Consider the following 15590-nt stretch of genomic DNA (forward strand, 5'->3'; position numbering starts at 1 on the left):
TATGTCCCATCAGGATATTATCCAAACGCTTATTGAATGGATTGATGAACATATCGATCAACCACTTAACATTGATATAGTCGCCAGAAAATCGGGATACTCGAAATGGTATCTACAGCGGATGTTCCGCGCCGTGATGCATCAAACGCTGGGAGATTACATTCGCCAGCGCCGCCTGCTGCTCGCCGCGGAAGCGCTAAGAACCACCCAACGTCCTATTTTTGATATCGCGATGGATCTCGGCTACGTGTCGCAGCAGACCTTCTCGCGGGTGTTCCGCCGCGAATTTGACCGTACGCCTACCGCCTATCGCCATCAAATTTCTGCCTGATAAGGCTGCTGATAAGGGCAGAGGCTGATGCGGTCATTCGCCAGCCACTGCATGAACTCCTGCGGCGGCATCGCTTTCGCAAAGTGCCATCCCTGGCAGTATTGCACGCCGCGCTTTTGGAGCCATGCGACCTGCTCTGCCGTTTCGACGCCTTCAGCCACGATTTTTAAGCGCAGGCTGTTCGCCATCTGGATAATATGCTCGGCAATCATGTGGCTGGTGGTGTTGCTCGTCAGCATGTCGACAAAAGATTTATCTATCTTAAGGACATCGACGTTGAGCGCATGGAGGTTGTTCAGGTTGGAGTACCCGGTACCGAAATCATCAATGGCGATTTCATATCCCGCCTCGCGGAACGCCTGAATCACCGGCGTCGTTTTCGCCACGTCGATAAACCCGCGTTCGGTCACTTCAATTTTAATTTGCTCCGCTTTGACCGCGTAGCGGCGGATCTTCTCGTTGATGTTCTCAATCAGGCGCGCAGAATGGAAATCGGAAGCGGAAAGGTTAATCGCCACGTACAGATGCGGCTGCCGTGCCAGAAACTCGCCAAGATCGGCAAAAACCTCTTCTATCACATAGTCGGTGACCTGCGCGATCATCCCTTCGTTTTCCGCCAGCGGAATAAACTCCGCCGGGCTCATCACCGGGCCATCAAAACCCGGCCAGCGCAATAATGCTTCGGTACCGACGCAGCGGTGATTTTTAATATCGATAACCGGCTGATAGTGCAGGCACAGCTGGCGACGGCTCAACGCCCGCTGCAGCATCTTGCGCGGAGAGTGGTACTGCTGCCGGGTGCGCGACCACACCAGTAAAAGCAATACGCTGCAAATCAGCCCCAGCGGTAACGTCAACGTGACCTGGTTATAAAAATTCTGATAATAGCTGACGCGCGAGGTCGACATAATGACGGCTATCGGGCGAACGCTGGAATGGGCGATGGTATAAACGCGGCCATCCTGATGAAATAAAGCCTCTTCAGCGCGAATCAGACGATGCAGCTCAGCGGGGTCGGCATTCTTGCTGACGGAAAAAAACTGCCGGGTTTTGGTGTCAAAAACGCCCCAGGCGAGGTTGCGGTCGCTGGTTATCAACGCGCTGTATGAGAGCGGATTCACCACCACCACATAGTTGCCGCGCTGCATATAGTTCATCGCGTAGTCTGGGTAGAAAGGCGTTTCGCGGTAGTAGTAAATCGCGATATCCGGCTTTTTGGTATAGGTTGCGGCCGGAATTCGCCACCCCGTCGGGCGGCGTACCGTGGTGGAGCAGAAAAAATGGGTGCCGTTGGCGTAGATTAAATCGTCGATATAGAGCAGGCCGCGAACAATCCCGAGCAGATATTGCTGATGCTGCGGCGAACATATCTCTCCCTGATACAAACGGGCTTTATCCCGCGCTTCGTCGGCCTCACGAATCACCAACTCCGTTTTTTGCAGCGCCAGCCGAGAAAACAACCGCAGCTGATCGCCGGTTTCCGCTTTGGCGCGTATCTGCGCAAACCACAACGCCAGCAGCACCGGTAGCAGAATGACTAACACGATGCCAAATATTCTCAACGCCTTACGTGGCGCGCTATGATTCATTTCCGCTTCTTATCCATGCGATACGCCTTAATCAAGGTGAGCTACCCCGATGACTCTGCTTACTTTGATATGAATCAGGGCATCTCAGCAACCCATGCTTTGACGTAAAAACCTCATGACGATGAATTATGAATAATACTGGCTTATAGAAGTCTGGAGAAACATTCTCAACAGAATGAGATTAGCTCCACTATGTTATTCGGTTTATCCGTATAATTAGCCGGAATAAGTAACAAAATCCGTAGAACATAAACCTATATAAAAAAGAAAAGTCGCCGGGAATCCCTTATAATCGGCCTTCACGCTGAAAGAAGAATCCTACCCCTCCCTATTAACCATGCTATTTGAATGGTTAACAGGCGCCATAAAAGACCTTTTTTGGGCTGGTCAATAAAAGAACAAGTGTGATATAGTTCACATTAGTTGATGAAACAAAAACGTTGTTTCATTACGATCTTGTTTGCCTGAAGATAGCCAGAGCACCGTACCATCGTCAGTCTCACCCGGTTGTCACAGGCTCCCAAATTTCGTTGAGGATAGGTTGATGGCTTCCATTACTACCAGTGTCGTACTTTTGCGCTGGCCGCTCGTGAGCGCAGTGCTGATGTTTCTGGCCAGCTCGTTAAACATTCAGCTACGTAAAAGCGATTATGCCGGTTTAGCGGTGATTTGTAGCTGTATGGGCCTGGCCGCGGCCTGCTGGTTCGCCACCGGTCTGTTAGGCATCACGCTGCTGGACGTGGCGAAAATCTGGGGCAATATCAAGGACGTGATGATTGAAGTCATGAGCCAGACTCCGCCTGAATGGCCGATGATGATGACCTGATGTCCGCCCGCCCTGGCCGGGCGCCGGTGTACCTGTCCGGGCAGTAACGCCCTGGCCCGGACAGGTGCGCAGCAATTCCCTCCTCTGCGACAGCTAAATACATCACCAGCATAAACCGCAGCGATGGCAAGGTAGCCGCCAGGTTTTAACGCATCCGCTGGCCCAGATCGCGCTGCCCCGACGGCAGCCCCGGTACTGCGCGTGGAAAGTCGTTCGGGCAGCGTTTTATGGCACAGAGCGCCTGGTAACGGCAGGAGTCTGCCGTCGTGGCGGTAGAATGATAAGGGCAGGAAGGCCGCTCCCGCAGCTTCTCCCACTGCGCCTCATCGTATCGCGTGATGTTATAAACTTTTACCGCGTGATATTGCTCGTTGATTAACACACTCGATGAGTAGAGTTTTATCGACTCGCCCGGCAGTAATAAAATGTCGGCCTCATACCAAAGAATAAACTTTAAAAACCGTAGGCTGGAAATTGAGGAAAAAGCCACCCCGGAATGTGGGCAGACAAGAGTATTATGAATAGTCCATTTCATTTTCTATCCTTGCGTGCATTGCTGATTAATGACTCTATTATTGATAGCATTCATCATAGCTAACCGCAAGGCGATCGATTAATAATGTGATATCAGACAATGCTCAAAGTGCTTTATACTCACTAAGATGTAGCGTGAATATTGCATTATAACAATGAATGGTTAGTCATAATAATCAACGGCAGCACCAGTCATGAGCATACATAAATAAGAATATATTGACAATAAATTACAGGCTACCAACAGCAGTAGCCTGTAATATTACACTGGGAATAAATCAAAAATATCTAAGCTATTGTGCGCATATTAAACGCCGGTATCACCATGTTTTACCAATATTAAACTGGAACTGTTCAGCTTTATCCCCATCGTATTTTTTAAACGGCTCGGCCCATGAGAATACCAGCGGGCCTAATGGCGACATCCACTGCACCGCAATCCCGGCGGACATCCGGATATGCGACGGATCGCCATAGTCAGGGATCCCGGCCGCCAGCGTCTGGGCGGTATTTTGCCAGGAGGTGCTCCATACCGTACCGGCATCGAGGAACAGCGACGTCCGCAGGCTGTCAGCGTATTTGTCATTCACAAACGGCGTCGGCACAATAAACTCGCTGTTCAGCACCGCCATCGCGTTACCGCCAACCGCATCGGAAGACGAGTCCAGCGGACAGGCGCTGTAGCTGCTTTCAGAACCATTACAACGATAATAAGCCGCTTTTGGGCCAATCGTATTCGACGAAAAACCGCGAACCGACGACGATCCGCCGGCATAAAAATTATCATAAAACGGTACCGATTTGCCGTTCAGCCCATCGGCATAGCCCGCGCGCAGGTGCTCCATCCACACCCAGCTTTTGCTCTCGGTCAGCGGCATATATTGGGTGGTATCGAAAGTGACTTTGTAATAGCTGTTATCCGAACCGGGCACGGTAACCTTGGCGGTCAGGCTGCTTTTATTCCCCGCGCGCGGGAAGAAGCCGCGATCGAGGTTGTTATAGCTCCAGCCAACGCTGGCAAAATAGTCATTGGCGCTATAGGTGGCGCCGCTGTCGCCATCTTTGGTGACGACGTCAGGATAGATACCCCGCGAGTTAAGATAGCGCCAGGTGGTGAGCTCCGGGTCCATATTGGTCAGGCGGTTATGGACATAGTCCAGGCCCAGGTTAAGAGCGTTATTCTCGCTAATCGGGAACCCCAGCGTACTGCCAACGCCGTAGCTTTGCTGGTTGTAGCTGCCGGAATCGGCATCAGAAGCATCGTAACTGTTGTAGAAGATTTTGCCGCCGAGGCTGATGCCATCCACGGTGAAGTAAGGATTCGTCGCCCCCAGCTCAATATAGGACTGGTAGCTGTTGCGCGTGCCGTTGAAGCTGACGCTATTGCCGCTCCCCAGCCAGTTATCCTGCGTGACGCCGAGCTGGTAACTCACGCCGCTGTCGGTACCGAAGCCCAGACCCACGTTAAAGGAGCCGGTATTGCGCTCCTTCACCTTATAGACCACGTCCACCTGATCCTGACTACCGCTAACCGGAACGATCTGCTTGTCGACGGTTTCGAAAAATCCGCTACGATCCAGCCGCGTTTTTCCCTGCTCGACCTTCTCGTCATTCAGCCACGCGCCTTCCATCTGGCGCATTTCGCGACGCAGCACTGCATCGCGGGAAGTATCGTTACCCTCAAAGCGAATCTGACGCACCGAATAACGGCGGCCGGCATCCACGTTAATATGCAAAACGACGTTTTTTTTCGCCTCATCAATATCCGGCGCGGTGTTCACCTGCGGCCAGGCATAGCCGTATTTTCCCAGTAGCGTCTTAATGCTGTTCTCAGACGCCGTAATTTCCGCGCCGCTGTACCATTTCCCCGCTAAAGGCTTCACCAGCGCTTCAATTTCCTGGCTATGCTGCGCCATGTCGCCGGTCACGACCGTACTGGTCACTTTATAACGATCGCCTTCGCTAAGATTGATCGTGATATACAGCGATTTTTTATCTGGGGTAATACTGACCTGACTCGAATTAATGGTAAAACGCGCATAGCCGCGATCGAGATAATAGCTACGAATGGTCTCCAGATCCGCCGCCATCTTTTGCTTTTGGTATTTCTTATCGCCAATCACGTTCCACCACGGAACGCTGTCGCGTAGCTGCAGCTGGTCCAGCAACGTTTCTGTGCTAAAAGCCTGGTTGCCAATAATATTAATTTGCGCGATTTTTGCCGATACCCCTTCCTGAAATACAAAGGTTAAATCAACGCGATTACGCGGCAGCGGCGTGACGACAGCGTGAACCTGAGCGCTATATTTCCCGACGCTGTAATAAAAATCCTGGAGCCCTTTTTCTATTTCCGTGAGCGCATTGCGATCCAACGCGCTGCCCTCTTCAATACCTGTGGCGGCCAGATTCTCTTTGAGGGCATCATCCTTAACGGATTTATTCCCGGAAAAGCTGATTTTAGCGATGCTTGGCCGCTCTGTAACCTGCACCACCAGCGTGCTGCCATCGCGCAGGATCTGCACGTTCTCAAAGTTGCCGCTGGCATAGAGGGCGCGGACCGAATCGCTGATATCCTCATTAGAAACCTCTTCTCCCGTATGAACAGGCATGCTCAGTAGCGCAGCGCCAACGGTAACGCGCTGTAGCCCCTCGAAACGAATGTCATCTACCGTATAGGCGGTTGATGCGTAAAGCGTTAAAGGGGAAATCAATAGACCGGCGATGAGACTCGTTTTTTTTAGCATGGAGGTGTCGTCTAAAAGATATTTGGCAATAGCAGATATCCTGCTGGGAATAATGCAGTTCAGTGCGCCAGACAAATTATGACGCAGTTTTAAATAACCTGAACGAGGCGCAGAATTGCACGCAATTATGACGAGAAAATGGAGAAAAAATGGATGTGTGAGAATGTTGAAAAAATTATTTTTTAATGGAACTTTCTTTCCCCCACCCAGTCAGATAAGCATTTCCAGGCAACATTAAAATTCTACACCGCCTGTTTTTTAATTAAAAAAATAAAAAGCCCCCTTTCGCATTGGTTGAAAGGGGGAAAAAGATCTTGTTAGGAATGATGCTCTCTGGGATAAACCAGGAACAGCCACAAACTAACCTATAACCCCGTAGATAAAATGAAGAGATAGTGAATAAATTATGCAGCCAGATTGCCATCATAATGAAATGAGTCGATATCATGCCACGAAATGAAATTCAGCGTTCAGTGCTGAGCGAGCTGGTGCGCTGGATAAAAAACAACCTTGAGAAGAAGCTCACCATGCGGGCGCTGAGCCTCTTTTCCGGCTATTCCGAATGGCACCTATTTCGCCTGTTTCGTCACTATTTTAATATGTCGCCAATGGCCTATATCCGCCAGCAGCGGATGCAATTAGCCCTTGATTTATTAAAGGTTAAACCGGCTTTTCGCATCGTTGATATTTGTATTCTGGCGGGCTATGAAGATATCAGCGCCTTTAACCGCACCTTTAAAAGGTACTATATGATGACGCCAGCCCAGCTGCGCAAAATCCTGAATATATGATGATAGAGGCTCCCCCTCCTCCGCATTGCTGCGGTTGGGAATGGAAGGGGGAAGAGGAACAACTTTAGAATGGAAATGGCAGGATGCCACCGTTAATCGTTTCTGGGATCAGGCAGACCCGATCAACAGGAAGCAGTGTAAGCTGCTATGTTGAATTAATTGTGTAGAGGCCATGGAGATTTTGTCATAATTTATATCCGAACCCAATGTCCTTGACGCTAAAATAAAAAAACCGGAATAGTTCATTATTCCGGCGGATGATTGGGTGGTTGATCAGAAATGCGTATTCACGCTGATATAAAACGTCCGGCCCGATTCATTATAGGTCTCCGCCCCTGCGCCATACAGATAAGCGCCGGTCGTCGAATTCCCCGTTGTCTGCGCATTACCGGCACGGTAGTGACGAATATCGAACAGATTATCCACTCCGCTGGTCAGGCTCAGGTTTTTATTCACATCCCAGGTCGCGCTGAGCCCGACAATGCTGTACGGGCTCACTTCATTTAATTCGCTGCCGGATACCGCCTCGCCTTTATAGTTGAAACGTTTAGGTTTCTGACGGCCGTACCAGGTGAAAGTGCTCTGCAACGAAAGATCGTCGCGTACCTGCCAGCTGACGGTCGAGTTCAGCGTAAACTGCGGGATCACCGACAGGCGATCGCCGGTGGTCTTGTTCTTACTCTGCAGCATCCACGTCAGGTTGTTGCTCCAGTTGACCGTTTCACTTACCGGGAGATTCAGCGAACCTTCCAGCCCTTCAACCAGTGCCTTCGGTACGTTTTCCCATTGGTAAATATTGGTGGTGCCATTGCTGGCCGTCCCCACCGCCGAGTAGCCCGACTCAATCTTGTTATGGTAGTCGTTACGGAACCAGGTCAGCCCCGCCTGATAGCCGTTGTGCTTATACTCAAGGCCAATCTCTTTATTGACGCTGGTTTCCGCCTTCAGATCGCTGTTCCCCATCAGGTAACAGGCTGAGCTGCTGGCATAACAGCCCTGGCCGTTGCTGTAGAGAATATAGTTCGGGTTGAGCTGGTAAAGGTTCGGCGCTTTATACGCGCGGGCGATGCCAAGCTTCAGCGTCCAGTCATCCGACAGCCCCTGCGAGAGATTCAGCGAGGGGCTCCAGTTATTGCCGACGATGCTGTGATGGTCGAAGCGCAGGGCCGGCGTCAGCATAGTGCTCTCGGTCAGCGCGATATTGTCTTCGGTAAACAGCGAGAAAATCTCGGCGCTGGAATAGGGGCTGCGTCCGGTTGCCGACATACCGTCAATGGAGCCATAAGAGAGCGACTGGGTGGTCGACACGCCATCTTTCATCCGCTGCTGGTTCCACTCGGTACCCAGCGTCAGATTCTGTTCGAATCCCAGGGTAAACGGAATATTCACCTCGCTGTGCAGCAGCACATCCGACAGGTCGATATCGGAGAATTCGCTGCTGGAGAAGATCCCTTCCGTTCCGCCAGCCAGTCCCTCGTTCATACGCGAGTTACGGGTGTGCTCATACTGCGCCCAGGTATTGCTGGTCACGCCGTTATCCCAGCCGCCGGTCCACGTGACGCCATACGTCTGGCGATAGAGGCGGTTGGTCTCTTTCCCGTACAGACTTTTCACCAGCGTGCTGGTGTTGGTATTCTGCGTGTCGCCTGCATACAGGTTGCCCTGGCGACTGTAGCCGGTTTCAAACTCCAGCGCCTGCATCGGCGCAAATTCCCAGCGCAGCTTACCGTGGATATCTTTATTCACCACGCCTTCGCGCCCTGCAGGATACGATCCCGCATAGCTACCGGTTCGCGCCGCTTCGTGGCCAGCGTTGACATCCTGGGCATCGGCCTGCGTTTTGCTCAGGTTTCCCCATAAATTAAAGCTGACCTCATCCGATAGCGGACCATTGAGGCTGAAGTTTGTCCGCTTCGTCGCGCCCTCTTTACGATGCTGAGGTGCGTTCATATAGGTATTCCAGGACCCATGCCACTCGCTGGTGGCCGGTTTTGTGACGATACTCACCACCCCGCCCATCGCGCCGTTACCGTAGCGGGCCGCCGCAGGGCCGCGAATCACGTCGATATGATCGATCATTTCCGCCGGTACCCAGCTGGTATCACCGCGCGTATCGCGGTCGCCGCGCCAGCCATAGCGCACGGAATTACGACTGGTCACCGGTTTACCATCCACCAGAATCAGGGTGTTCTCCGGTCCCATGCCGCGAATATCGACCTGGCGGTTATTACCGCGCTGGCCGCTGGTGGAGTTACCGGTGAGGTTGACGCCGGGCTGGGTACGAATCAGCTCGGAGACATCACGCGCGGGCGGATGTTTACGGATCTCCTCAGCGGTGATGGTCGATACGCCGGGGGCTTGCAGCGTCTGCGCCGCCGCGGTGACCACCATCGTTTCATCGTCATTTACCGCAGCCGTTTCAGATATCTTCGTATCGTCTGGCATGCTGCCATCAGCGGCCTGAACCGGCAGCGTCCCTCCCCAGATGACCATCGGGATTAGTACGGCCAGCGAGTAGTGTGAATCGTATTTCATGGAATATGCCCTGTTTTTCTTTTTAGCTGTCGGGGCACGTCTTCTTCATCAGTCAGATAAACAACGGTAATGACTTTTATGCAAGCGCAGTATCTCTGCTTTTGGCGTAGCCGGGCCCTCCCGCTTAAATAGCGGAATAGCAATAAATAATGAGCAGCCAAAATAGATTTATTACTCTGGCAAAAATGAAGAAATAAACGCACCGTGCTATTCTTTGACAGCATTCGCCGAACAGCAGTAATAGGAGTCTTGTGCCACACAACGTTATTAGAAATGAGATTTATTATCAAGTGGATAATTATCCACCGCACGGATAATTTTTAACAAATCAATAAAAACAAAAAGATAAGAGAGCTAAAGTCGTTTTTTATTTTTAGAACAGTTAAATAACTGAAGTATATCCACATTAAAAAAACACAATTCAGACATATTATCTCCATAATTAATTAGGGCGTGTGGGTTTATTATTTCACGATAAATATCGTCATTGTAAATTAATAGAATAATTAAAATAGCGGACTAGCCGACTCGCATACGCGATCGCCGGGGATGCTAACGGCGTGGAATTGACTAAAATAAGAAAATCCCCCTGCGGAGCACCGCGCCATGAACACTTCATCGTTCTATCGATACCTTGTCGGCGGGCTCGCATGCTTTGCCGCCCTGCTATGCTTCACCTCCGTTTACGCCGCCGCTGAGAACAAACTGTCAGAGCCAGAGGAACGAGAGGCCCTGAAGGTCGACGTTGACGATATGCTACAGCCCTGGAAGGGAGATTTACCCGGAATGCTCGACCGGCGAACTATTCGCGTATTAACCACCTTCAGCAAAACCTTTTTCTTTATTAACAAAGGCACTCAGCGTGGCGCCACTCACGATATTTTTATGGAGTTTGAACGTAGCCTTAACCAAAGCCTGGCGAAGGAGAAAAAGCTTAAACATCGTCATCTTAAGGTCCGTATCATCTTTGTGCCAGTTGCCCGCGACCAGCTCATCAGCGCGCTTAACGCCGGTAAAGGGGATATTATCGCCGCCAACCTGACGGAGACCGCTGCCCGCCAGCAGGAGATGACCTTTACCGCGCCGATATACTCTCACGTTCAGGAGCTGCTCCTTTCCGGCCCGGGTTCCCCCAAAGTGGAAAATCTGCAGCAGCTTTCCGGTAAAACGGTCTTTGTGCGTACCTCATCGAGCTATTACGAGAGCCTGGTTGCGCTCAACGCGCGCTTTGCGCAGCAATCTTTGCCTCCCATCACCCTCACATCGGCGCCCGAAGCGCTGGAGGATGAAGATCTGATAGAGATGCTCAGCGCGGGCCTGATTCCCTTGACCGTCGTCGACCGCCACAAGGCACTGTTCTGGAAGCAGGTCTTCCCCAGCATTCAGGTTCATCAAAACATCATTCTGCGCAACGAAGGCAATATCGGCTGGGCGGTACGCAACAACAGCCCGCGGCTGCTGGCCTTGCTTAATGAATTCATCAACAAAAATCGTCAGGGCAGCAAGCTGGGTAATACGATTCTGCTGCGCTACCTGAAGGATGCCCGATACGTTAAAAACGCGGCAGCGCAAAAAGAGCGGCGTAAATTTCTGACCATGGTGGAGATCTTCCGCAAATATGGCGATCGCTACGACGTTGACTGGCTGCTGATGGCGGCGCAGGGCTATCAGGAGTCGCGGCTTAATCAGTCTGTACGTAGCCACGTCGGCGCGATTGGCGTTATGCAGGTAATGCCGGGCACCGGTAGGGAGCTGAACGTCGGCGATATTAAACTGCTCGACCCCAATATTCACGCCGGGGTGAAATATATGCGCTGGATGATAGACCGCTACTATGGCGATGAACCGATGACCCAGCTTGATAAGGCGCTTTTCTCGTTCGCCTCCTATAACGCGGGCCCCGCGCGCATTGCCCGGCTACGGGCGGATACCAAAAAACGCGGTTTTGATCCAAACGTCTGGTTTGGCAACGTGGAGTATCTGGCCGCCGAGAAGATCGGTTCCGAGACCGTAAGCTATGTCAGCAATATCTATAAATATTACATCGCTTACCGGCTGATTGTGGATGAAATGGCGCGCAAGCAGCTGGCGACAGCGGCCGCCAAAAATCCGGTCATGCCGCCCGCGACAGCTACGCCAGCCGCTGCGGCCACGCCCGCTTCACGGTGAAATAGCGCTGAAAAACCGCGTTTCAAAATAGAAAAAGCCCCGGGCTGGGGCTTTTTCAGAACTGACTTCACAACGGTTAATCGCGATTAGAACGGGATATCGTCGTCAAAGTCCATCGGCGGCTCATTGGAAGGGGCTGCCGGAGCCTGCTGCTGCGGACGAGACTGCGCGCCGCCGCTGAACTGGTTTCCGCCCTGCGGCTGCTGAGGCTGACCCCAACCGCCCTGCTGCTGACCGCCGCCTGCCGGGGCGCCTGCGCCCTGCTGACGACCGCCGAGCATTTGCATCGTGCCGCCAACGTTAACCACAACTTCGGTGGTGTATTTTTCCTGACCGGATTGGTCAGTCCATTTACGCGTACGCAGCTGGCCTTCAATGTAGACCTGAGAACCTTTACGCAGATACTCGCCGGCCACTTCCGCCAGTTTGCCGAACAGCACAACGCGGTGCCATTCGGTCTGCTCTTTCATCTCACCGGTCGCTTTATCACGCCAGGATTCGGAAGTAGCCAGCGTAATGTTGGCAACTGCGCCACCACTCGGCATGTAGCGTACTTCCGGGTCCTGGCCCAGATTACCGACGAGAATCACCTTGTTTACGCCTCTGCTGGCCATGTTTGTGTCTCCTGAATGCGTTTCTTAATAGTGTAAACGCGCGAGTGTACCATTTCCAGGTGCTATGTTGATAGCTGGGAAGTAGGTTCCAGATAACTCTCGCGGTGCGACATTTTTACACATCCCGCCGGAAAATGCATTCCAATACTGTATATTCAAACAGGTTAAATTGTGTCATAATTAGCCGTTTCTGCCGTTTGTCCTTCTAACAAACCAGGCAATCCGCGTATCTACCGGGAAAGGTGAATGGATAAGATCGAAGTTCGGGGCGCCCGCACCCACAATCTCAAAAATATCAACCTCGTCATCCCGCGCGACAAACTCATTGTCGTCACCGGGCTTTCGGGTTCAGGCAAATCCTCATTGGCTTTCGACACGTTGTATGCCGAAGGGCAGCGTCGCTACGTTGAGTCGCTCTCCGCCTACGCGCGGCAGTTCCTGTCGCTGATGGAGAAGCCCGATGTCGACCATATTGAAGGGCTGTCGCCGGCGATTTCCATTGAACAGAAATCAACGTCCCACAACCCCCGTTCAACGGTAGGCACCATTACCGAAATTCACGACTACCTGCGCCTGCTGTACGCTCGCGTCGGCGAGCCGCGTTGCCCGGATCACGACGTCCCGCTGGCGGCGCAGACCGTGAGCCAGATGGTCGATAACGTGCTCTCCCAGCCTGAAGGCCAGCGCCTGATGCTGCTGGCGCCAATCATTAAAGAGCGCAAAGGCGAACATAACAAAACCCTGGAAAACCTTGCCGGGCAGGGCTACATCCGCGCGAGGATCGACGGCGAGGTCTGCGATCTCTCCGATCCGCCAAAGCTGGAGCTGCAGAAGAAACACACTATTGAAGTGGTGATTGACCGCTTTAAGGTGCGCGACGATCTCAGCACGCGCCTGGCCGAGTCTTTTGAAACCGCGCTGGAGCTGTCGGGCGGCACCGCCATCGTCGCCAATATGGACGATCCGAAAGCTGAAGAGCTGCTGTTTTCCGCCAACTTCGCCTGCCCGATTTGCGGCTACAGCATGCGCGAACTGGAACCGCGCCTGTTCTCCTTCAACAACCCGGCGGGCGCTTGCCCGACCTGCGACGGCCTCGGCGTGCAGCAGTATTTTGACCCGGAACGCGTGATTCAGAACCCTGAGCTGTCGCTGGCGGGCGGGGCGATTCGCGGCTGGGATCGGCGCAATTTTTACTACTTCCAGATGCTGAAGTCGCTGGCGGAACATTATGAATTCGATGTTGAAGCCCCCTGGGGCACGCTGAATAGCAGCGTACAAAAAGTGGTCCTGTACGGCTCAGGCAAAGAGAATATTGAATTCAAATATATGAACGATCGCGGCGATACCTCGGTGCGCCGCCATCCGTTCGAAGGCGTGCTGCATAACATGGAACGCCGTTATAAAGAGACGGAATCCAGCGCGGTACGTGAAGAGTTAGCGAAATTCATCAGCAACCGTCCCTGCACCAGCTGTGAAGGGACCCGCCTGAAGCGCGAAGCGCGGCACGTGTTCGTGGAAAATACCCCGCTGCCGACCATCTCGGACATGAGCATCGGCCACGCGATGGACTTCTTCAACAACCTGAAGCTCTCCGGCCAGCGTGCGCAAATTGCTGAAAAAGTTCTGAAAGAGATTGGCGATCGCCTGAAGTTCCTCGTCAACGTCGGTCTGAACTACCTGACGCTCTCCCGTTCGGCGGAAACCCTCTCCGGCGGCGAAGCGCAGCGTATCCGCCTCGCCAGCCAGATCGGCGCGGGCCTGGTCGGCGTGATGTACGTACTGGATGAGCCCTCTATCGGCCTGCACCAGCGCGATAACGAACGCCTGCTTGGCACCCTGATCCATCTGCGAAATCTCGGCAACACCGTGATCGTCGTTGAGCACGATGAAGACGCTATTCGCGCCGCCGACCACGTTATCGATATCGGCCCGGGCGCCGGGGTACACGGCGGTCAGGTCGTGGCCGAAGGCAAGCTGGAAGATATTATGGCGGTGCCGGAATCGCTGACCGGCCAGTTCATGAGCGGCAAGCGTAAAATCGAAGTGCCGAAACAGCGCGTGCCCGCCAATCCGGAGAAAGTGCTGAAGCTGTCCGGCGCGCGCGGCAATAACCTGAAAGACGTGACCCTGACGCTGCCGGTAGGCCTCTTCACCTGCATTACCGGCGTTTCCGGGTCGGGTAAATCCACGCTGATCAACGACACGCTGTTCCCGATTGCCCAGCGTCAGCTCAACGGCGCCACTATCGCCGAACCGGCGCCGTACCGCGACGTGCAGGGGCTGGAACATTTCGACAAAGTCATTGATATCGACCAGAGCCCCATCGGTCGTACGCCGCGTTCTAACCCGGCAACCTACACCGGCGTCTTTACGCCGGTCCGTGAACTGTTTGCCGGCGTACCTGAATCGCGTTCGCGCGGCTACACGCCGGGCCGCTTCAGCTTTAACGTGCGCGGCGGTCGCTGTGAAGCCTGCCAGGGTGACGGCGTGATCAAAGTCGAGATGCACTTCCTGCCGGATATCTACGTGCCGTGCGACCAGTGCAAAGGCAAGCGCTATAACCGCGAAACGCTGGAGATAAAGTACAAAGGCAAAACGATTCATGAAGTGCTGGATATGACCATCGAAGAAGCGCGTGAGTTCTTCGATGCGGTACCGGCGCTGGCGCGTAAGCTGCAAACGCTGATGGACGTCGGCCTGACCTATATTCGTCTGGGCCAGTCAGCGACTACCCTCTCCGGCGGCGAAGCACAGCGCGTCAAGCTGGCGCGCGAGCTGTCCAAACGCGGTACCGGGCAAACGCTGTATATCCTTGATGAACCGACCACCGGTCTGCACTTTGCCGATATTCAGCAGCTGCTGGAAGTTCTGCACCAGCTGCGCGACCAGGGCAATACCATCGTGGTGATTGAACACAACCTGGACGTCATCAAGACGGCTGACTGGATCGTTGACCTTGGGCCGGAGGGCGGAAGCGGCGGCGGGGAGATCCTCGTTTCCGGTACCCCGGAAACGGTCGCCGAGTGCGAGGCCTCCTATACGGCTCGCTTCCTCAAGCCCATGCTGAAGTAATCTCATCTGCCTCTTCCCGTCCCGGGAAGAGGCATCATTTCCTCTCATTTTTTCCCGCTGATATTTTGTGATTTGCGGCCGGACGGCATCTGTTATCAGATAGCACCACAGCCATAAATTGCAGGATGCATCATGTATTTACAGCCTGGAGTTTATCGCCTGCCCCTCGCCGCGGCGCTGTTTTTGATGACCGCCTGCAGTTGGGTTGATAGCTACAGCAGCACGGCATATCAGCAGCTGCTGGTGCTGGTGCTGGAAGAACTTATCTGCAGTTCATCAGCGATGCAGCGGCCGCGCCGGTCGACCGACAATGACTCAGGCAAGAAGATCGCCAGATTCGTCAGCAAGTTAGCCTGGCGTTAAGCGATAGCGATGCGCTATGACA

General features: G+C 53.2%; 11 protein-coding genes. 6 read left to right on the forward strand and 5 right to left on the reverse strand.

Features of this window, described 5'->3' with window-relative positions; all coding sequences use genetic code 11:
• Window position 1: 1 nt before the first annotated feature.
• Entirely contained in the window at window positions 2-331 is a 330-nt protein-coding gene (soxS, locus tag ACE3MN_RS24855; RefSeq protein ID WP_004097813.1) for a superoxide response transcriptional regulator SoxS, read from the forward strand.
• Here soxS and ACE3MN_RS24860 read toward each other — a convergent pair.
• Window positions 316-1920, reverse strand: a complete 1605-nt coding sequence (locus tag ACE3MN_RS24860) for an EAL domain-containing protein (protein WP_024360194.1) — start codon at window positions 1918-1920, stop codon at window positions 316-318. The genes soxS and ACE3MN_RS24860 overlap by 16 nt on opposite strands.
• A gap of 544 nt (window positions 1921-2464) precedes the next feature.
• Between ACE3MN_RS24860 and ACE3MN_RS24865 the strand changes: the two genes are divergently transcribed.
• Window positions 2465-2746: a YjcB family protein gene (locus tag ACE3MN_RS24865; RefSeq protein ID WP_004097808.1), complete on the forward strand. Its 282-nt coding sequence runs from the start codon at window positions 2465-2467 to the stop codon at window positions 2744-2746.
• Between the two features lie 145 nt (window positions 2747-2891).
• Here ACE3MN_RS24865 and iraM read toward each other — a convergent pair whose 3' ends face one another.
• Together iraM and bamA are read right to left on the reverse strand one after the other, a co-directional pair.
• The gene (iraM, locus tag ACE3MN_RS24870) at window positions 2892-3281 is read right to left on the reverse strand and encodes an anti-adapter protein IraM (RefSeq protein WP_024360193.1); all 390 of its coding nucleotides are present in this window, start codon (window positions 3279-3281) and stop codon (window positions 2892-2894) included.
• 319 nt (window positions 3282-3600) lie between these two features.
• Window positions 3601-6024, reverse strand: a complete 2424-nt coding sequence (gene bamA, locus ACE3MN_RS24875; RefSeq protein WP_024360192.1) for an outer membrane protein assembly factor BamA — start codon at window positions 6022-6024, stop codon at window positions 3601-3603.
• Window positions 6025-6470: 446 nt separating this feature from the next.
• On the opposite strand from bamA, the gene ACE3MN_RS24880 reads away from it, so the two are divergent.
• Entirely contained in the window at window positions 6471-6815 is a 345-nt protein-coding gene (locus tag ACE3MN_RS24880; RefSeq protein ID WP_004137534.1) for a helix-turn-helix domain-containing protein, read from the forward strand.
• Window positions 6816-7088: 273 nt separating this feature from the next.
• Here ACE3MN_RS24880 and ACE3MN_RS24885 read toward each other — a convergent pair whose 3' ends face one another.
• On the reverse strand, window positions 7089-9350 hold the full coding sequence (locus ACE3MN_RS24885) for a TonB-dependent siderophore receptor (protein WP_375364209.1): 2262 nt from the start codon (window positions 9348-9350) through the stop codon (window positions 7089-7091).
• 606 nt (window positions 9351-9956) lie between these two features.
• On the opposite strand from ACE3MN_RS24885, the gene ACE3MN_RS24890 reads away from it, so the two are divergent.
• Window positions 9957-11519: a transglycosylase SLT domain-containing protein gene (locus ACE3MN_RS24890; RefSeq protein ID WP_375364210.1), complete on the forward strand. Its 1563-nt coding sequence runs from the start codon at window positions 9957-9959 to the stop codon at window positions 11517-11519.
• Window positions 11520-11605: 86 nt separating this feature from the next.
• Here the strand turns inward: ACE3MN_RS24890 and ssb1 are convergent, their stop codons facing one another.
• Window positions 11606-12133, reverse strand: a complete 528-nt coding sequence (ssb1, locus tag ACE3MN_RS24895) for a single-stranded DNA-binding protein SSB1 (RefSeq protein ID WP_004097799.1) — start codon at window positions 12131-12133, stop codon at window positions 11606-11608.
• 246 nt (window positions 12134-12379) lie between these two features.
• Between ssb1 and uvrA the strand changes: the two genes are divergently transcribed.
• Both uvrA and ACE3MN_RS24905 read left to right on the forward strand, forming a co-directional pair.
• On the forward strand, window positions 12380-15205 hold the full coding sequence (uvrA, locus tag ACE3MN_RS24900) for an excinuclease ABC subunit UvrA (RefSeq protein ID WP_004097797.1): 2826 nt from the start codon (window positions 12380-12382) through the stop codon (window positions 15203-15205).
• 132 nt (window positions 15206-15337) lie between these two features.
• Window positions 15338-15568, forward strand: a complete 231-nt coding sequence (locus ACE3MN_RS24905) for a hypothetical protein (protein ID WP_065365704.1) — start codon at window positions 15338-15340, stop codon at window positions 15566-15568.
• The last annotated feature ends 22 nt before the right edge of the window (window positions 15569-15590 follow it).

Origin of the sequence: Klebsiella grimontii, assembly GCF_042137965.1 — a bacterium.
Lineage (GTDB): Bacteria > Pseudomonadota > Gammaproteobacteria > Enterobacterales > Enterobacteriaceae > Klebsiella > Klebsiella grimontii.